The following is an 18,294-nucleotide window of genomic DNA, read 5'->3' on the forward strand; positions in this document are numbered from 1 at the left end:
TATGTCAGATATTATCCAATTGTTGCCGGATGCGGTGGCCAACCAAATTGCCGCGGGTGAAGTGGTGCAGCGCCCGGCATCGGCAGTGAAGGAACTGATAGAAAATGCGATCGATGCCGGTGCTGACCGGATAAAATTGATTGTAAGGGACGGAGGGAAAACACTTATACAGTTGGTAGACAATGGGTGCGGTATGAGCGTAACCGACGCAAGGCTGTGTTTCGAGCGCCATGCCACCTCTAAAATCCGGAAAGCGGAAGACCTGTTTGCCATCCGCACCATGGGATTCCGTGGGGAAGCACTGGCCTCCATCGCTGCGATAGCCCATGTGGAGCTTCGGACACGCCGCGTGGAAGATGAATTGGGCACACTCGTTGAGATTGCCGGATCGGACGTAGTACGCCAGGAACCCGAGGCCCTGCCCGCAGGAACAAGCATCCGTATAAAAAACCTGTTTTACAACATTCCGGCCCGCCGCAACTTCCTGAAAAGCAATGCCGTGGAAATGAGGCATATCATTGAGGAATTCCAGCGCGTGGCACTGGCCTATCCGCAGATCTTTTTCACGCTCCATAGCGATGGCCAGGAACTGTTCCAGTTACCGGCGGAAAGCCTGAAGCAACGGATTGTGCATGTGTTTGGAAGCAGCTACAACCAACGCTTGGTGCCGGTGGAGGAAGAGACAACCATCATCAACCTCAAGGGGTTCATCGGGAAGCCGGAATATGCCAAGAAGACCCGTGGGGAACAATATTTTTTTGTAAATAACCGGTTCGTGAAAGACCCATACCTCAACCATGCGGTGGTTAAGGCCTATGAGGGAATCCTGCCGGCGGACAGTTATCCGTTATATGTGCTGTTTATAGAGATTGATCCGGCCAAGATCGATATCAACGTGCATCCCACGAAGACCGAGATCAAATACGAGGATGAGCGGGCGATCTATGCGATACTTCAATCGGCCGTGAAACGGTCGTTGGGTAGGTATAACATCACGCCCACGCTCGATTTCAACCAGGAAACGGGGTTCAGCCAGATGATCAGCCACAAGCCGTTGGAGGAGATCACTCCACCATCGATCACTTTTAACCCCGATTATAATCCGTTTGAGGGTAGCAAGCCCAGCGAAGGGAGGCGACCTGCCGTCCCTGCGCAGTGGGATACGCTTTACCGGATTACCAAAAAGGAAGAAAGTAGCCAGCTGCCTTTGCATAGCGAAGAGGACGATGGCGCCACCGAGCCGGCACCCTCCCCCCGAAAGCAGCCTTTCCAGCTGCATAACCGCTACATCATGTCGCAGATCCATTCGGGTTTTGTCCTGATCGACCAACAGGCGGCACACGAGCGGATTCTATTCGAGCAGTTCCGGCAGCAACAGGGGAATTGGCAAGGAGCCAGCCAACAGAGCCTTTTCCCGCAAACGGTGACATTCACCGGTTCGGATTTCCAACTGATCACCGATTTACTGCCAGACATCCGTGCGTTGGGTTTCCAGATACGGGAGTTCGGCAAGAACACGTTCGTGGTCGAAGGGATCCCTGCTGACTTGACCACGGGTCTCGACGAGCGGGAGGTGTTGGAACGGCTCCTGGAAGACTATAAACATAACCAGATCCAATTAAAGCTTCCGAAAAGGGAGCAATTGGCCAAAAGCCTTGCCCGGCACGCGGCCATCAAGCCCGGCATGGAACTGGCAACGGAAGACATGGCCGACCTGATCGACCGGTTGTTTGCGTGCGAAATGCCGAATATGTCGCTTAACGGTAAGCCCATAATTCTTACTTTTACCCTGCAAGAGCTGATGGAACGGTTTGAGCGGTAAACACTGAAAAATTAGTCTGAGAAAGATTATGTTTAACAATACCACATCCCCCTTTTCCGGCTTGCCGCCGGTAGTGAAGAATTTACTCATCATCAATGTAATATGTTTCATTGGCGGTTCGCTGATTTTCGAGCGGGCAAATGATTTGTTCGGTGTTTACTATCCGGATTCACCGGGTTTCCACATCTGGCAGGTCATTACGTACATGTTTATGCATGGCGGTATTACACATATTTTTTTCAATATGTTTGCCCTGTTCATGTTCGGACCGATACTGGAGCAGGTGTTTGGGTCGAAGCGCTTCCTGAATTTTTACCTAATCACGGGACTGGGCGCCTTGGTTTTGCAGTTTGCGGTGCAGGCATTGGAAGTATACATGATCGTGGATTCGTTTTCGGCAAAGGCATTTCTATCCGAAATTGATGTGGCAAACAGAAGCGCACGGGTGCTGAGCAGCCTACCGTTGGAAGCGCGGCAAACGCTCCTGTCTGTATATACCACCCCCATGGTAGGAGCTTCGGGGGCCATATATGGCTTGCTGATTGCCTTTGGCTACCTGTTTCCCAATACGCCGTTGATGCTTATCTTTTTGCCTGTGCCTATTAAGGCGAAGTATTTCATTCCGGTGATGATTCTTATCGAACTATTTCTGGGTGTATCGCGCACGGGTTCTTCCATTGCTCATTTTGCGCATATCGGTGGTGCGTTGTTCGGCTTCCTGTTAATAAAACTCTGGGGAATACGACGGCCTAATTATTGGTAGGTGCGCCGGGCCTCCAAGGATATTCAAAAAAAAATTTCCTATATTAGCCAATGTTATCAAATGACCATACAGGGAGCACGCGATGAAAAAGTCATGGATTGGCGATTTATGGCATAAGGCTTTCCGTTCAGGGAATCCTCTTTTCCTGTTTATAGGTATTAACATCCTGGTGTTTGTGGCACTCGGTATGCTCTCGTTGGTTTCGGCGCTTGGGTTTACGGATGCCTCGCTATCCGGTTATGTGATGCCGTGGATTCAACTGCCCGCGTCGGTATCCGCTTGGCTGTACAAACCGTGGACCTTAGCCACCTATATGTTTACCCAACAGGGACTGTTCCATATCCTGTTCAACATGCTTTGGCTTTTTTGGTTGGGTATCATTTTCCTTGACTTCCTTAAAAAAAGGCAATTCACCTTCGTTTACCTCGCCGGTGGGATTGCGGGGGGGCTGCTTTATTTGCTGGCATACAACATGATCCCCGTGTTCAGGGCTGAGGCTTTCCGGACGGTTATGATCGGCTCCTCGGCCAGTGTGAGTGCCGTTGTTTTTGCCACGGCAACCTTGCTGCCGGATTACACCATCCGCATGCTTTTTTTTGGCAATGTCAAATTGAAGTATTTGGCGTTGGTATTTATTGTGATCGATGTGTTGGCAATCAGCGGGTTGAATGCCGGAGGGAGCATTGCCCATATTGGTGGCGCAGTGTTTGGCTTCGTCTATATCAAACGATTGCAGAACGGGCAGGATTGGAGCCGGATTCTGGGGAAGCAGGAACGGAAGAGGAGAACACTGCGGGTGGTACGGAATGAGAAACCCGTCCAAGAGGAACCCTTGGTGCCAAACCAAGAGGTGATCGATCGCATTTTGGACAAGATTTCCCAGTCGGGCTATGATAGCCTCACAAATGCGGAAAAAGAAGCGCTGTTTAAAGCCAGTAAGCAAGGGCAAAACGAATATTGATTGATGGCAAGGAAACGCGGGCGTACGAGGCGGCTGGGTTTTTTCAGTAAATCCGTGTTGTTGGCAAATATTTTTGCGGTGGCTGCATTGTTGTTGAGTTATTTGGCGCCGATCATCAACCCGCAATCTTTCTGGCCCATTGCATTTTTGGGGATAGCATACCTCCCGCTGTTGGTCATCAATGGGTTGTTTGTGGGCTATTGGTTGGTGCGGCGGGTTCCCTATGCGGCGATTTCCCTCTTGGCCATTTTGTTGGGGTGGAACACCTTGCGCAAGCATTACGGTTTTAGCGCCGAGGTGCCTGAAAGCGCGGTGGCCTCACCGGATACCGGGCACATACGGATATTGACCTATAACGTGCATTTCTTTAGGGCGTTTGAGCAGGAGGACACGAAACTGACCATCCGCGAGCAAGCCATGCAACTGATGGATGGCGTATCGCCGGATGTGATCTGCGTGCAGGAGTATTATACCCGGCAGAAGGGAAAGTACAAGATGGCGGAGGAGTTTAGGCGCGAGATCAGTATGCCCTATCATTATGTCTCCCCCACGGCCCAGAATGATTACGAGGCATACGGGATGGCGATATTTTCACGGTATCCGATTGTCAGTTCGGGTGTCTTGCCGGAGCATGAGTATGGCGTAAACCAGATTATTTATGCAGATATTGATAAAGGCGGGCGGGTTTTCAGGGTCTACAATGTCCACCTGCGTTCGTTCGGTTTCCAGAAGGAGGATTACGACTTTATCAACAGCCCGTCAAAAACCCTCGAGAAAGATGCTGCTTCCACCAAGCGCATCGGATCGCGGCTGAAGCAGGCCTTTCGTGCCCGGAGTGCCCAAGCGGACGCGCTGCGGGCCCATAGCCGGGCGTGTAACCTGCCTTATCTTATTGCCGGCGACTTCAATGATACGCCATTATCCTATGCCGTGAACGAGGTCTCGTCGGGGTTGCGGAATGCGTTTAGGGATAAGGGACGGGGTTGGGGGGTTACCTACAATGGGGATTTTCCAAATTTCCAGATCGACTATATCCTTTCAAGCAAAGCATTTGAGGTGCACCGCTATCAAATCATCAAAACGAAACTGTCTGACCACTACCCTGTCTGGGCGGACTTCCGGCTTGACTGAGTAGCCCGGTAATCTCGCCGCCCTTGGAAAAGCAAGGCAAACAATACGACGCCCATGCAGCCCACCAAGTTGAGCCAAAGGAAGGCCATCACATCAAACCACCAAAAGGAGACGACCATGATCTCGGTGAGGATCGCCGCGGCCAGAACGGCCCGTCCGCCGGCGCGTTTTACGTAGAACGCGACAATAAAGATACCCAGGATGGTACCGTAGAACAAGGAGCCCAGTATATTTACCGCCTCCAGCAAGTTACCCAGTTTGCTGGCATACAGCGCGATGATCACGCAGAATATACCCCAAACAAATGTAAATATCCGTGAGGCGGAAAGGTATCCCCGCTCGGTGCCGGTCTTGCTTACAAAACGCTTGTAAATATCGATGACCGTGGTGGAGGCCAATGAATTGATGGCACTGGCCGTCGCGCCCATCGAAGCCATGAACACGATGGCTACCAGTAGGCCGATGAGCCCCCGCGGAAAGTTTTCTGTTACGAACGTCAGGAAAATGTAATTGTTGTCATTGGTATCGGCGAGGGCATCGTTTTCCTGCATCAGCGTTACCAGGTCCTTCCGTATTTCTTTGGCACGCATATCGGCTTGTTGCAGCTGCTCGCGCACATCGGATATCACGGCTTCCTCCTCGCGATCGAGGGCCTCGGTGAGCCGATGGATCTGTTCCTGCTTTTCGTCGAATATCTGCTTGTGCTCAGCCTTCAGCTCGTCCACCTGCGCCGCGTAGCTACTTTGCTCTATTTTGTGGAGTTCGTATTTGTTGAAAAATATGGGCGGAGTGTTGTATTGATAGAAGGCGAAGACCAGGATACCGATAAGTAGGATGGAAAATTGCATCGGCACTTTCAGCAACCCGTTCATCAGCAGCCCAATGCGGCTGTCGCGGATGGACGATCCGGTGAGGTACCGGCCTACTTGGCTCTGATCGGTGCCGAAATAAGATAATTGCAGGAAAAAGCCACCGATGAGCCCGCTCCAAAGGGTGTATTGGTTATTCCAATCAAAAGAAAGGTCGATGGCATTGGCCTTGCCCGATTTGCCTGCTATATGCAGGGCTTTCATCAAACCGATGTCTTGGGGGAGCATATATATTACGAGGACCCCCGCCGTGACCAGCCCACCAAAAATAATGGCCATTTGAAGCAGCTGGGTGTACGACACGGCTTTCGTGCCACCGTAGACCGTATATAATACCACCAGCGTGCCGATGAATAAGGTCGTATAAACCACATTGATCTGCAAAATGCTCGATAGGATAATGGCGGGCGCATAAATGGTAATCCCGGTTGAAAGGCCCCGCTGCACCAGAAAGAGGAAGGCGGTGAATGCGCGCGTGCGTACGTCGAACCGCTTCTCCAAAAATTCATAGGCCGTAAATACGCGCAATCGATGGAACATCGGCACGAACGAGATGCTCAGCACGATCATAGCCAAGGGCAGTCCAAAGTAGAATTGGACGAAACTCATGCCCGATGAATAAGCGAGCCCCGGAGCCGAAAGGAACGTGATGGCGCTTGCCTGCGTTGCCATCACCGATAGGGCAACATGGTACCACGGCAGTGACTTGTTGCCCAACAGGTATCCGTCTATATTGCGGATGCCCTTGCTTTTATACACGCCGTACGCGACGATGAGCAGCAGGGTACAGAACAGGACAACCCAATCCGTCGTACTCATCCAAAATAATCAGTGAAGAAGTAAAACAGCAGGATCAATACGAGCAACCAGGCAATCACGATCCAGTAGAATCGCTTCCAGGTGCGGACGAAGGGAGGTAGCCCCTTATCGGTCATGCTCACGGCCTTTGAGCAAGGTGCCGACGAAAAAGCCGGCAAACAGCAGCCCTGCTACTACACCGATGACGGCACCGAGGAAACCCTCTTGTGCGAGCACGCCCGTTGAACCGCCGAATATAGCGCCAAGCAAATAAAAATACGAGTTAATGCTCGTTCCCGTGGAATGCTCTTCGATGTGTTTCTCCATATCTATGTCCGTTTAATCAATGGGTTTTGCTAACAAATTTACAAATAATCTGTATGCGCCGGGTACGCCGGCCGGCAATTGCCTGAAAAAAGCAAGGGATGTATAAACAAAGTTACCTTCGCCATAGCGAGCGACCAATAGCGATCCGTCGCTCGGCGATTCGCCGGGGTCGGCAATCTGTAGGGGTCGGTCATACTGGTCCGAGGTTTCACCCGCGAAATAAAGCCCCCGTTCCTGTACCCACCCTTCGAAATCGGTCTGCGTAATGGCATTGGGGTAATTCAGTACGCGGCTATCGGGGAGCTGCATCGTTATGGGAGCTGTTTCGTCGGTGACCCGGGTTCGGCTGAGCCCCAACGGGTAAGGCCCTATTTCCGGGGTATGCAACCCATTGCTCACATTGTATTGCACCACCAACGTGCCGCCGGCTTTGACGTATTGCAGCAACCGGGGCTGCATGTGCCGTATCCGTGGGTTAACATTGTATAGGCGTACCCCCGTAACGATGGCATCGTATTGGGACAAGTCGCCCGATAATATATCCTGCTCGTTCAACACGGTTACCCGCAGACCGATCTCCCGAAGCGCAGCGGGGATAAGGTCGCCGGCACCGGGCAAATAGCCGATGTGTTGAGCCGACGCGCCTGTTTCGATCTTGCTGAGGCGTGCTTTGGCGGCCGGGAACCAGGTGATTTTCGGGATGTGGTCGTAACTGATCGTTTGGATTGCCTGTGCGGCTTCGGTTCCGTCGGGATACTCCAGTGCGATACCCAGTGAGTCTGCCAATGATGCGTTTTCCGCTGGGTACAGCGTGATGTGGGAAATGGTCTCCCCCGCCTTTGCTGAGAAATGCAAGGGAACCTCGCTTGGCGCTGCCCGCCACCCCGCGGGCAGTTGAAGGCGGGCGACAGCGGAGACCTCCCTTTGTGTATGGCCGGTAAATCGCACTTCGATGGTCTTAGGGTCCATGCCGCTGAAAACAAGCGCCTTGTGGCCTATATTGGCGGTAATGCGGGGTGTTATGGTTAATGGTTCGTATACTTCGCCCCTCACGGGATGTGTATATTTATAAACAACCGGGCGTTCGAAAGTTAACTCCCTCCCATTGATGGATAACGTAATGGACGTTTTCGGGGCATCGCTGTTTCCCGGACGGCCCACATCTTGCTGGTTTGCAATGGCGAAGCGGCCCAACCCATGGGGTTGCCGCAACCAGTAAGGCTGTGTGGCCGCAGTGGCCGTAAAAACGTCCGATTGTTCGTATAGCTCGTTGAATGGCAAAGGATGGCCACCAACGGATACCGTTACATCCGGCCGCCGTACGATGTAGGCCGTGTTGATCGGGGCCTGCTCGCCGACGGCGAGCTGCGACACGGGGGCGTAGCTTTCAAACCATATCCCTCCGCATGCCAGGATCAGGTTTTTGATTTCGTCGGTTTTCAAAGTTTTCCAATGGTCATCCCCTAGCTGGGCAACCCGTTCCAGCAACTGCAGGAGGCCACCGATTGATTTCTCGGGGTGCTCCATATCAAAGCGGTTGTCTATTTCGGTAACCAACCGGGCAATGGTCTCACCTCCCGCGACCCGCTTCCACGACGTTTCGATATCTTCAAAAAGAGCGTGTTCCGGAGCGTCGCCGGCGAGGAGCTCGAAACGCTCCACGGCGTTGCCCCGCTGGCGGGCAGCCCCGAAACCCTGGCTTTGGTGCTTGGACCGGCTTTCGGCGGCGATTTCACCATAAGACTCGCCGATGAACGGGCTGTAGTCGCCGATATTGACGAGCAGGTGTGTGGACGATGGCGGGGACCCCTGAAAGAAACTCGACGTATTCCAAAGGAGCCGCCTCGCTTGCCAAGGTGCGACGGTAGTGAGCTGCTCGCGGAAACGGTTGGGGTCTGCTGCGGCCGTAAACGCCTCAATAGCCAGCAAGGCCGAAGCTTGGTGGTGTCCGTGACCAGCGCGCTGGTCGGGGGGGAACCGGGTGACGATGACGTCGGGTTTGAATTTCCGGATCACCCATACCGCGTCGGCGAGGATTTTTTCCCGATCCCATATGTGGAATGTTTCCGCCGCGGTTTTCGAGAATCCGAAGTCGATTGCCGACGAAAAGAACTGTTCGCCGCCATCGACCTTCCGCGCGGCAAGCAACTCGTTCGTACGGATGAGCCCCAGCTCTTCTGCCTGCTCCGTACCGATAAGGTTTTGCCCGCCATCGCCCCGCGTTAATGAAAGATAGCCCGTGCGAAGGTGTTTTTCTTTGGCAAGCCACGCGATAAGACGGGTATTTTCATCGTCGGGGTGTGCGGCGAAGTAGAGTACGGACCCTAATGTATTCAGCTTCTTTATGGCCTGTTTAATCTCGCCGGGATGCTGGGGTTGCAGTGTCTGTGCGCGGGTAGAAAAGATGACGAAAAGAAGCAGCGATGTTAAAGATACGACTCGTTGTTTGTTCATGGTTTAAATATAAGGGTTCTCATCCTCAACTTTCTAACCCCCCCACACAAATTTTACAAAGCAGAAGCCGTCTCGCTTTAAGCGAGACGGCTTCTGCAATTAACAATTAAAAAATCATTCGATCTTAAAGCGCTTGCCCTAAGAAGTTAACCTTTAACACTTGTAAAGATACGATAAAGAAAAATAGGGCCATGGGGGGCGGGACGACAAGTTTTCCACAGAAACCATGTTTTCCACAGGCCGCCATGGGGGACCATCCGGGGTTATGCCTTATCGATGGAACCCAGTACGCGTTTCATAAATGTATTGAGCGCCTCTTTGCGATCCATTCCCGATTTAACCAGTTTATCTACTTCAACGGCACCATACATGTTCGAAATCAGTTCGCCGATTACGTCGAGCTCTTCATCTTTCAGTGAAGGAACTTCGGTAAGCGACTCAAGGGCTTCAATGGCCTCGAGCACATAGTCCTGGTCGTTCTGCTCGATGAACTCGACCAGGTGTTTAATTATGGGCAACTTCATTGAGCAGATCGATTAAGGGGTCGAATTTGTTGGTTTGCACCTGGTTTACCAGCTGGCCGCCTTTGAAGGCTGCAAAAGTCGGCAGGTTGCTCACATTTGCCAGTTGCCTGGACTGGGGGAACCGCTCGGCATCCGCGATAACAAACGGGATTTGGTCATTTTCCGAAGCTAACTTCTTGAACTTCGGTTTCATGATTTTGCAGTTGCCACACCAGGTGGCCGAATATTGCACCAGCACCACATCGTTGTTCTTTACGATATCGGCCAGGTTGTCATTTTCTAATTCCTGTAACATCTTTCAAATCAATTTTTATTTAACAAAAGGGCAGGGTTGATACATCACAAAGGCCAGTGAGCAATCCTTTGAGGTCGTCCACGGGCCTTCGGAAATCAGTGGGCTACAGCAAGCACTAATTCATCGCCGGCTGGCTGGATAGGTATGCGGCCACACCGTCGCGGGTAGCGTTCATGGCATCCTTGCCTTCTTCCCAGTTGGCGGGGCATACTTCACCGAATTTCTGCACGTGGGCGTACGCATCGATCAGGCGGATGTACTCTTTTACGTTGCGGCCCAACGGCATGTCGTTTACACTTTCGTGGAATACCTTTCCCTCCTCGTCAATGAGGTATGTGGCACGGAAAGTAACGTTCGAACCTTCAAAGATGGAGCCGAACTCTTCACTTTTCCTTTCTTCGCCTTCCAATATGCCCAGTATCCGCGAAAGGTTGCGGTTGGTGTCGGCGAGGATGGGATAGGTTACCCCTTCAATGCCGCCGTTGTCTTTCGGTGTATTTAACCAGGCAAAATGTACTTCATTGGTGTCGCATGAAGCGCCGATAACCACCGTGTTGCGTTTTTCAAATTCGGGAAGTGCTTCCTGGAACGCATGCAGCTCGGTAGGGCATACGAACGTGAAGTCTTTGGGATACCAGAATAAGAGCACTTTCTTTTCTTTCTTCGCTGCTTCTTCGAAAATATTGATAAACAAATTATCACCGAGGTAATCAATCGCGTCAACGGTAATGTTTGGGAACTTTTTTCCTGTGAAACTCATAGTAATATATCCTTAATTTTGTCGCTGCAAAAGTAAGGTTTATTGCAATGGGGAAGTATCGTTTTTATCGATGTGCGATATAAATCATCTATTGCGCCGGATTTTTGATTTTGGGATTACATTTCAACGGTGCCTTTCTGTTTTTGTGGGCAAAGTCGTATGTTTGCAGCTTGATGTTGGCCCTGTAGTTCAACGGATAGAATAGAAGTTTCCTAAACTTTAGATATGGGTTCGATTCCCGTCGGGGCTACTAACAGGAATTTGGTTCCAAACGGCATTGGGTTGCTCTACAACGAGCAGCCCTTTTTCTTTCATTATCAGTTCGTTATGGGAAACCGCCGGGTGCAGCCAGGGAGTTCGATAACTTCCTTCTGAATATACCAGACCATGTTTGAACACCCCTTTTACCAGCATGTGTTTCTTCCTTACGGGTAATTCCTCGAACAGTTCCGGCAACCTCGTAAGCTCTTTCAGGCAGACACTCAGCCTGTTCCATTTCTCTTCGTTATCGGTCTTCAGTTTCAGTATTTCTGAAAGGAACGCGCCCTTCTCTTCGGAGTATTTACCGAACCATTTTTTGTAGGTTGTACTCTCGATTTCGTCGTTCATCATCTTCTCTTCGAGGCGGTGAATTTTCCGTTCCACATCATCCAGTTTCCTGCGCAATTCCTTGAGTTGTTTTTCCCTGTTCGACAATGCTTGCTTCAGTTTCTTGTCTGCGGATGCACGGATGTAATCCACCTGTTTTTCATCGAGGTTCATCAGTGCAAGCAACTCCCCGAAGTCCCTGTGCAGGGTAATGCCCGATATGTTGACATTCGTATGCTGTGTGCATCGGTAGTACAGGTAGTACTTGTATTTGCCCTTGCTCCACCCTGCGGTCATGCTCTTGCCGCACCAGCATTTCAGCACACCCCTCAACGGAACTTCCTCTTTGGGCTGGGTTTTGCTCGGACGTTTGTTCTTTCCCATCAACTCCTGTACTTTCCAGTAATCCAGTTCCGTCACCAGTGCATCGTGCAAACCCTTGACCAGCCTTTCGGGCTTCTTGTTATAGGCGGGCACCCTGATCAGCCCTGCATAGACGCAATTGCCCAATATGCCCTGTACGGCCCCGTTCCCTGTTAGCTTGAAGCCCTTCGACCTCATCTCCTGCGCTATCCTGAAATAGGGCATCCCGGAAAGGTAGAGCCTGAAGATTTCCTGTATGATGGAGGCTTTCGTTTCGTCCACAAGGATGATGCCTTTCCCGCTTTCATCCTTTGCATTCACGTAACCCAAGGGGGCTTTCTGCACGAACCTGCCCGCCGCCATCGCATTGTGGATGCCCCTCCTCGTGCGCTTGCGGATAGACAGCAGTTCCTGGTTGGCCATCAGGTATTTGAACGCACGCTGCATGAACACATCGGGGTCTTCCGGATCGATGTCCAATGGCTCATCGACGGCAAGCACCTTGATGCGGTACTTTCTTTCCAGTTCCCTGATCTTGCGCAGGGCTTCGCTCAGATCGCGGCTGAAACGGTCGTGCGCCATCACGATGAGATAGCGCACTTGGCCTTTGAGTTTCTTTATGTACTGTTCCAGTGCGATGAAATCCGCGCGGTCGAACGTGTCGCTGTGCTCCCCGTTATCACGGAAGATGTTCAGCAATTCCAGCCCGTAATGCTGGCAGTATTCCCTTACGGCATCGGCCTGGTCGTCCAGTGAATACTTTGACTGGTCCCTTGTGCTGATGCGTATGTAACCAATGGCATTCTTGTTCATATGGCTTCTTTTTTATTTTCTTCTTCGTCCATGACGATTCCTACAATCAATTCGGCTATCAGATCCAACAGCTCCTTTTCCTCCTCACCCATAGCACACTTGTTTTAAACGTTATGCAGGCATTGCCTGCCGCAATACAAACCCTATCCAGTGAAGAGGAACCGATTTAACAGTGCTTGGGAATACGAATATACGAATGGTTATGTTATTAACAAAATTTAAACTAACTTTAGAACCGGGCAATAAATGCTGCTTGAAACACAATGGGCAAATACCAGAAGATATCCTACAAGATTTTCCACAACGAACGGCTAAAGCAGACCGATTTCCATGGGCGGAAGATGCATCCCTTGTATGTCCGGCTTATCCATGCCCGCCAACCCACGGACTTCAAGTGCTTCCATTTCGATTTCTTCGCACAGGAAAAGTTCGCGGGGGAAGTTGCAGGACATAACATGGTCCCCTCCATGGAGTCCATCGAAACGATGGAAAAATCCCTGCTGGATTTCATCATCGAACGCCACAGAACGGAATTTTCGGTGGAATCGTTCCACGGATGGTACCAATACTATGCCCGCGACCTGCTCACATTGCTGGAGGATGGTTTTTATAAATACCTCTATACATTCTTCCATGACGAAGGCGCTCCCGTGTTCGCCTCCCTGTGCGAATCCGCCAAGGGGCGCAAGCATGCGGGACTGTTGATGCGTGACCTCAAAGTGGTTCTGAAACCCTCCCTTTACGTAAAGCTGGTCGGAAATGCTGTCCATTATGCGCCACCCTACCTACCCTTCCACGCATTCGCCGGCAAAGTTACAGGTGACCTTGCACCCATGCTTTCAGTGAAGGACTGGCATATGACCTCAGTGCAGGAGACGTTCAGGGAATACCTTGCAGCTTATTATCCTGCCTATAAAACGGACGAGGTTTTTGAGCACGTAAATGCAATCGTTGGAGCCATATAGCAATATGTTCTATTTTGAAAAAATGACCAATATAATCGCAATGTTTGTTATATTTGTATATGTCTGAAACTATTTTAAAAAGTAAAAGAGTCGTGCTTGTTCATTGGAAGGAGCAAAGCGAAGTAGAGATCTTCTCCAATCTGAGATATTTCTGCCTCAGCTACCCACAGTATAGTTATAATACCCTTAATAATTATTTAAGCAAAGAGAAAAAAGCTTACGAAAACGAAGTAGTCCGCGTGGAAAGGAAAGACATTATTGCCAAACCCAAATCCGCTTCTGTCCCTGGCTCAAATGCAAGAGCGATTGCCCCTGTTTTGCGAAGGGTACCGATGAAAGAAGCTAAGGATGAAGTTCGCGATTGGCAATACTGGTTATCGCAGCCGGTTGTAAAAAGAGCAGAGGCCGTAACTTTTCTGGTATCTCAGATGCTAAAAAAGGGGCAGCGAATGGATAAAACTATTGTAAACAGAATAAAACTTAAGCAATGACATTAGCCAAAGATTTTGAAGATTTTGTAAAACTGCTCAACAAGTTTGAGGTGGAGTACATGGTTGTAGGCGGTTACGCAATGGCCTTTCATGGCAAACCGCGTTACACGGGTGATTTGGACATCTGGATCAATATATCCGAAGATAATGCTGATAAATTACTTGAAGTGATTAAGGGCTTTGGAATGTCTTCTTTGGGGTTTAAAAAAGAGGACTTTTTGCAACCCGGTTATATATCACAGATAGGCTACCCTCCTTTACGGATTGACATACTCAATAGCATTGATGGCGTAGCATTCAACGAGGCTTTCGAGAACAGGCAAAAAATAGTGGAAGACGATCTCGAAATATCATATATCGGTTTAAATGAGTTGGTCCAAAATAAAGTTGCTTCGGGAAGGAAACAGGATATCCAAGACGTCAGAGAAATAAAAAAAGTGGTTCCGAAACAAACCCCCAAAAGGAAAGGCCCAAGGCTATAAGGGAAAATGTTTTAACATATATTCCTGTGCGACTGGACTTAACCTGTCTTTGTCCGGGATATCCTTAAGTGAAAAATTCATGAGAATATGGACGCAGTTCACCTGTATGTTGGGGGTTGATGGCACCATTTTTAGCCGCATATTCAGCTTTGTCAATTCGGTAATTTCCGTGACTTTACCTGAGAAATTTTTCGCCCATAACAGTTTTGCCATCATTGCTTTCACCCTGAGCTCGTTGTAGAAAAAAGCCCTGTGGATGGATTTCGTCGGCGTTATAACCGCAACATTTGTCCGCCGTTTTAGCGATACAATCAAGTGGTTTATTTATGCTTTTCAACCTTTAGCGGCTTCGTTCACGAGCATTTAACCATGTTTTGAACATGAATATAGCTGGCAACAATCAGCGTAATGAGGTTATGTTCCACATTTTTCCAACCTTCGCGGAACATAAAAAGCACTGTCAACCTGTCATTGCAAATTAGGTTTTCACAGTCCAGAACTGTGGCTCTTTAGAGTGAGGGCATCCACTCAGATTTGGTTTCACCGAGGCATTGATACCACCAACGAGTGTGCATTTCTATCGCTAAATTTCCCGCTCGGAGTCCCATTTTTTCGCATTTTTTTCCTGTTCTTCCATAGCAAAAAACCTTCCTTGCCTACCAGAATTTGACACTGTCCGGTCACCACCGCCGAGTTCCGAGGCAATGGTGGAAAAACGTGGTTGTGATACAACCATTCATCTGGCCGTTACCGGCGAAGCAGGGGAATGGCCCCGGATTCCATGCGCAAGCGGGTCTGTACAGACGATTCCGTCCATCGGAAAGAATGCAATCCATGGAGGCCGCATTTCCAGAGAAAAACAGGGTCGTCCTGACCGATTGCCTGTCGAAAAGAAACCCGCCTACACCCGTGCCTCCAGCAGGGTTATCAACGGCGATGAAACGGAAAGTGAAACCCACGGTGGGATGTGGCTGCAAATCTGTCAGCCACGGAAAGGAACTCCGCACACTCCCTCCGTCCTTTGCTAAGCAGCCGACAATGATGGCGGGGACGGCAGGCAAGGTTTTCCGCGCAAAAAATACGACCCCGATAACATCACCGCGAAGCGGTGGCAGCTGAAAAGTGGGGTGGAGATTTTTTCGCGGAAACGTGCAAGCGCAGCGCAGACCTTGCAGGGCGGCACGGCCATCGGTACCTTTGCGGCACAAAGGCTGGGGGAAAGACAAAAGGGCCGGTGAAAAAGAAAGGAAGCCGGACCAAGAGTGGCCCGGCTCCATGAATCCAATATCAGCATCGGGATTCAGTAAAACGTTACAGTTGTTAATTGTCCAGTTTGATAAATTTATGTACAAATGCCTTTCCTGTTTTATCAGTTATATGTACTTGGTAGGTTCCGGGTGTAAAGGTTCCAGTGTTAATCTTCCATTCACCTCCCATGAACGTAACGTTGTGCCGTTCATAGACAATTTTTCCAGAAATATCTGTTACACCAACATCATAGCTTTCACTACCACTTTCTGACAACACAATGGTCATTTCGCCATTTACAGGGTTGGGATAAACAGTTATTCTATCCATTGATCCTTCCATTAGATTATTGATGCCATTGATTCTTCCTCTTTTCTCTTCGCCGGCTCCATCGTTCTGTATATTGATGGAATAATTGACCGCACTATGGATGTAATCTCTTGTTACCTGTAAGGTCGTACCGTCGCCGTTGTCGACATCAACCTCACGGGGGGTAAGCAGACGCAAGTGGATGAGCTGGTCTTTGATTTCATATGGAATGGAGGTCAGACCGGATTTTAGGTTGAATGTCAGGATTACATAGTATTGTTCGTTCTCATCGATTTCGAGGTTATCAAGCCTAAGCGGCGATTCAAGATTCCATGATACCGTTTTTAGATCATCGTCGAAACCGGATACATGTCCCATTTTTCCCCCGTCTTCCCATACATCATACAGGTCGCCAAGCAGTATTGTACCCTCAATATAGTTGGCAAGATGACCATGGACGAATGGAGCAAGCTGGTTCTGGGTCGCCAGCTCTACACTGAATGAGCCGGTACCTTTCGGGGGATTCCCTGGTGTGTTCCCGCCGCTCGGATTCCGGATGACAACCCCTGTGGAAGGAGTGTTGGGAGAGCCTATCGTGAGGTTCAGCGAAACAAAATTCTTTGTTACCAGATTATTGTTGTTCAGAATATTGACCTTGGAGGTGTCAATTTCCGCAAATGTCATCCCGAAAGGCGAAGATGAACTTCCTGTAATCCGGGCTAACGCACAGATATCGATTCGGGTTAAAAGATTGGTCGTATCGTATAACGTAGGATTGGGAGGAATCCAGTCATGTGATAGGATTGTTGATGCTCCCGGTGCTAACGCAGGTATCGGTACATTGCCGATAAACCCTCCCGGGGGCTGTCCATTGATTGCGGAGCTGGTACCTGCCCAGTCCTGCGGCCAGCGTTCCCCTGTAGCCGCAACGGTCCAGTAGAATTCGAGATTGGCATTATCTCCACCGTCTGGTGATTCCTTGCAGCCTACATTCCGTACACGGGCGTGCATGTACTGCGTGCCGGCCACATTGATGTCCGGATCCTGATGGGTGGTATCCCCATCCTGGAAATACCTGTTCCAGACATCATGGCTGCTCCAAATATCCCAATCAAGGGGGCTTCGTTGCAGCATGGTATTGGGTTCGTCGTATAAATCCGCATAGGAATCCTGCATGGCGAGATCCCAGCGGTTGGTGTCGTTGATCAGCGACATTCTGAATACTTTGTTGGCCACTTTCTGGATTTCACTGTTATCATACACGGTCAACCGGTAATACAGTGTGCCTGGGCCCCAGGCAGAATCAATGGTGGCCGTTATCTGGTTTGTGCCCACCCTGTCAATTCTTGGAGACAGCGTAACCCCGTCTGCCTGCGGTGCGCCGAATACCACTGCAAGCCGTTCCCATTTGTATGTATAAGGGGGTGTTCCATTCTCCATATGGACGGTGATTACCGGTTTGGGCAGACCAGGTCTTGCCCCGGGCCTGCACCTGTGGGTAATGGTTGCTCCCTTGACGCGGAATGTTCTGGCATCTGGATGGTCTGCAAAGAATACATCGGTATCCAGCATTTCCAATGCTGCCCCTGCATCAAGTGCACCAGATCCAATCCTTCCTGTATGCCGGGACGGACCATAGGCATATTTCTGGTTGGCCGGTATACTGTAGATATCGCGCGAGGATTTTTTCAGCACATATTCTATCTGATACGGTGTCAACCATTTCATTTTAGAATACATCAATCCAATCGTACCCGCAACCAAAGGCGCAGAGAACGATGTACCGGAGGCATAACGATACTTGTATTTATCAGGGCTTGTGGGAGAAAAATAAGTACTCGAAATCATATATCCCGGCGCACACAGGTCGACCCGAAGGTTGTGCGCATGGCATTCCCACAATGAATCACCTACATGCAGTTCATGTACATTTTCAACATTCCAGACACCGCTGGAATTATGGTGTCCGATCGTGGAAATGGCAAGATTGTGATCGAATGCAGCAGGGTAGGTATACGTCCACGGCCTTCCACTTGTATCTTCCGTGGTTTTGCCGTTTCCCGCTCCGGCGACGACGGATACACCATGCTCGTATATTTCATTGTAAGCCCCTTCAGCGTACTTAAGGTAAGACAGGTTGCCGGGCAGTTCGAAATGGAACGAGTCCAGCAAAACATTCCCCCAACTCGCGTTTAATACCCTTGTCCTGTATAACGTTGTGTCTACAGCCATCGCCAGCATGACGGTGTCATTCTGGAGATTTCGGTTATATTGACCACCGGATTTCGGAATAAAGTGACCACCTATTCCGGCGGAAATTGACCAGGGTAT

At 50.0% G+C, this 18,294-nt stretch carries 16 protein-coding genes and 1 tRNA gene; 8 read left to right on the forward strand and 9 right to left on the reverse strand.

Annotated features, from left to right (window positions below):
• Position 1: 1 nt before the first annotated feature.
• The 4 genes from mutL to ACEVG1_RS08375 all read left to right on the forward strand — a co-directional run bounded on the left by mutL (position 2) and on the right by ACEVG1_RS08375 (position 4,677).
• Positions 2–1,822 (forward strand): DNA mismatch repair endonuclease MutL, encoded by a 1,821-nt coding sequence (gene mutL, locus ACEVG1_RS08360; RefSeq protein WP_374743186.1) that lies wholly within the window; start codon positions 2–4, stop codon positions 1,820–1,822.
• Between the two features lie 28 nt (positions 1,823–1,850).
• On the forward strand, positions 1,851–2,585 hold the full coding sequence (locus ACEVG1_RS08365) for a rhomboid family intramembrane serine protease (RefSeq protein ID WP_374743187.1): 735 nt from the start codon (positions 1,851–1,853) through the stop codon (positions 2,583–2,585).
• Between the two features lie 82 nt (positions 2,586–2,667).
• Positions 2,668–3,546, forward strand: a complete 879-nt coding sequence (locus ACEVG1_RS08370; RefSeq protein ID WP_374743188.1) for a rhomboid family intramembrane serine protease — start codon at positions 2,668–2,670, stop codon at positions 3,544–3,546.
• 3 nt (positions 3,547–3,549) lie between these two features.
• Positions 3,550–4,677, forward strand: coding sequence for an endonuclease/exonuclease/phosphatase family protein (locus ACEVG1_RS08375; RefSeq protein ID WP_374743189.1), 1,128 nt, complete (start codon positions 3,550–3,552; stop codon positions 4,675–4,677).
• Here ACEVG1_RS08375 and ACEVG1_RS08380 read toward each other — a convergent pair.
• From ACEVG1_RS08380 to ACEVG1_RS08405, 6 genes are all read right to left on the reverse strand, one after another.
• Positions 4,644–6,365 carry a sodium:solute symporter gene (locus tag ACEVG1_RS08380; RefSeq protein WP_374743190.1) on the reverse strand — a complete coding sequence of 574 codons (1,722 nt, stop codon included), beginning with the start codon at positions 6,363–6,365 and terminating at the stop codon, positions 4,644–4,646. The two genes, ACEVG1_RS08375 and ACEVG1_RS08380, sit on opposite strands and share 34 nt — an antisense overlap.
• A 105-nt stretch (positions 6,366–6,470) precedes the next feature.
• Positions 6,471–6,671, reverse strand: a complete 201-nt coding sequence (locus ACEVG1_RS08385; protein WP_374743191.1) for a hypothetical protein — start codon at positions 6,669–6,671, stop codon at positions 6,471–6,473.
• 12 nt (positions 6,672–6,683) lie between these two features.
• Positions 6,684–9,125: a PIG-L family deacetylase gene (locus tag ACEVG1_RS08390; protein WP_374743192.1), complete on the reverse strand. Its 2,442-nt coding sequence runs from the start codon at positions 9,123–9,125 to the stop codon at positions 6,684–6,686.
• A 263-nt stretch (positions 9,126–9,388) separates the two neighbouring features.
• On the reverse strand, positions 9,389–9,649 hold the full coding sequence (locus tag ACEVG1_RS08395) for a hypothetical protein (protein WP_374743193.1): 261 nt from the start codon (positions 9,647–9,649) through the stop codon (positions 9,389–9,391).
• Positions 9,630–9,944: a thioredoxin family protein gene (locus ACEVG1_RS08400; RefSeq protein WP_374743194.1), complete on the reverse strand. Its 315-nt coding sequence runs from the start codon at positions 9,942–9,944 to the stop codon at positions 9,630–9,632. Before ACEVG1_RS08400 ends, ACEVG1_RS08395 begins: the two co-directional genes overlap by 20 nt.
• Positions 9,945–10,059: 115 nt before the next feature.
• On the reverse strand, positions 10,060–10,704 hold the full coding sequence (locus ACEVG1_RS08405; protein WP_374743195.1) for a peroxiredoxin: 645 nt from the start codon (positions 10,702–10,704) through the stop codon (positions 10,060–10,062).
• 178 nt (positions 10,705–10,882) lie between these two features.
• On the opposite strand from ACEVG1_RS08405, the gene ACEVG1_RS08410 reads away from it, so the two are divergent.
• Positions 10,883–10,954 (forward strand) — tRNA-Arg (locus tag ACEVG1_RS08410).
• Here ACEVG1_RS08410 and ACEVG1_RS08415 read toward each other — a convergent pair.
• Positions 10,924–12,468, reverse strand: coding sequence for a recombinase family protein (locus ACEVG1_RS08415; protein ID WP_374743196.1), 1,545 nt, complete (start codon positions 12,466–12,468; stop codon positions 10,924–10,926). The two genes, ACEVG1_RS08410 and ACEVG1_RS08415, sit on opposite strands and share 31 nt — an antisense overlap.
• Before the next feature lie 263 nt (positions 12,469–12,731).
• On the opposite strand from ACEVG1_RS08415, the gene ACEVG1_RS08420 reads away from it, so the two are divergent.
• The 3 genes from ACEVG1_RS08420 to ACEVG1_RS08430 are packed head-to-tail and all read left to right on the forward strand — an operon-like array spanning position 12,732 to position 14,406.
• Entirely contained in the window at positions 12,732–13,433 is a 702-nt protein-coding gene (locus ACEVG1_RS08420; protein ID WP_374743197.1) for a hypothetical protein, read from the forward strand.
• A gap of 59 nt (positions 13,434–13,492) precedes the next feature.
• Entirely contained in the window at positions 13,493–13,924 is a 432-nt protein-coding gene (locus ACEVG1_RS08425; protein WP_374743198.1) for a hypothetical protein, read from the forward strand.
• A complete protein-coding gene (locus tag ACEVG1_RS08430; RefSeq protein ID WP_374743199.1) occupies positions 13,921–14,406 on the forward strand; it encodes a nucleotidyltransferase in 486 nt (161 codons plus the stop codon). The genes ACEVG1_RS08425 and ACEVG1_RS08430 overlap by 4 nt, the downstream gene beginning before the upstream one ends.
• A 680-nt stretch (positions 14,407–15,086) precedes the next feature.
• Here the strand turns inward: ACEVG1_RS08430 and ACEVG1_RS08435 are convergent.
• Both ACEVG1_RS08435 and ACEVG1_RS08440 read right to left on the reverse strand, forming a co-directional pair.
• Complete coding sequence (locus ACEVG1_RS08435) at positions 15,087–15,683, reverse strand: hypothetical protein (protein WP_374743200.1); 597 nt, start codon at positions 15,681–15,683, stop codon at positions 15,087–15,089.
• A gap of 43 nt (positions 15,684–15,726) precedes the next feature.
• On the reverse strand, positions 15,727–18,294 hold a 2,568-nt coding region (locus ACEVG1_RS08440; RefSeq protein WP_374743201.1), incomplete at its 5' end, for a S8 family serine peptidase.

This window comes from Parapedobacter sp. 2B3 (assembly GCF_041925275.1).
Lineage (GTDB): Bacteria > Bacteroidota > Bacteroidia > Sphingobacteriales > Sphingobacteriaceae > Parapedobacter > Parapedobacter pyrenivorans_A.

Bases quoted from the DNA above. Each gene is read 5' to 3' on its own strand.
- ACEVG1_RS08370 (WP_374743188.1), top strand. From the start codon at position 2,668: ATGAAAAAGTCATGGATTGGCGATTTATGGCATAAGGCTTTCCGTTCA.
- ACEVG1_RS08385 (WP_374743191.1), bottom strand. From the start codon at position 6,671: ATGGAGAAACACATCGAAGAGCATTCCACGGGAACGAGCATTAACTCG.
- mutL (WP_374743186.1), top strand. From the start codon at position 2: ATGTCAGATATTATCCAATTGTTGCCGGATGCGGTGGCCAACCAAATT.
- ACEVG1_RS08380 (WP_374743190.1), bottom strand. From the start codon at position 6,365: ATGAGTACGACGGATTGGGTTGTCCTGTTCTGTACCCTGCTGCTCATC.
- ACEVG1_RS08365 (WP_374743187.1), top strand. From the start codon at position 1,851: ATGTTTAACAATACCACATCCCCCTTTTCCGGCTTGCCGCCGGTAGTG.
- ACEVG1_RS08420 (WP_374743197.1), top strand. From the start codon at position 12,732: ATGGGCAAATACCAGAAGATATCCTACAAGATTTTCCACAACGAACGG.
- ACEVG1_RS08390 (WP_374743192.1), bottom strand. From the start codon at position 9,125: ATGAACAAACAACGAGTCGTATCTTTAACATCGCTGCTTCTTTTCGTC.
- ACEVG1_RS08395 (WP_374743193.1), bottom strand. From the start codon at position 9,649: ATGAAGTTGCCCATAATTAAACACCTGGTCGAGTTCATCGAGCAGAAC.
- ACEVG1_RS08435 (WP_374743200.1), bottom strand. From the start codon at position 15,683: ATGGAGCCGGGCCACTCTTGGTCCGGCTTCCTTTCTTTTTCACCGGCC.
- ACEVG1_RS08415 (WP_374743196.1), bottom strand. From the start codon at position 12,468: ATGAACAAGAATGCCATTGGTTACATACGCATCAGCACAAGGGACCAG.
- ACEVG1_RS08400 (WP_374743194.1), bottom strand. From the start codon at position 9,944: ATGTTACAGGAATTAGAAAATGACAACCTGGCCGATATCGTAAAGAAC.
- ACEVG1_RS08430 (WP_374743199.1), top strand. From the start codon at position 13,921: ATGACATTAGCCAAAGATTTTGAAGATTTTGTAAAACTGCTCAACAAG.
- ACEVG1_RS08425 (WP_374743198.1), top strand. From the start codon at position 13,493: ATGTCTGAAACTATTTTAAAAAGTAAAAGAGTCGTGCTTGTTCATTGG.
- ACEVG1_RS08405 (WP_374743195.1), bottom strand. From the start codon at position 10,704: ATGAGTTTCACAGGAAAAAAGTTCCCAAACATTACCGTTGACGCGATT.
- ACEVG1_RS08375 (WP_374743189.1), top strand. From the start codon at position 3,550: ATGGCAAGGAAACGCGGGCGTACGAGGCGGCTGGGTTTTTTCAGTAAA.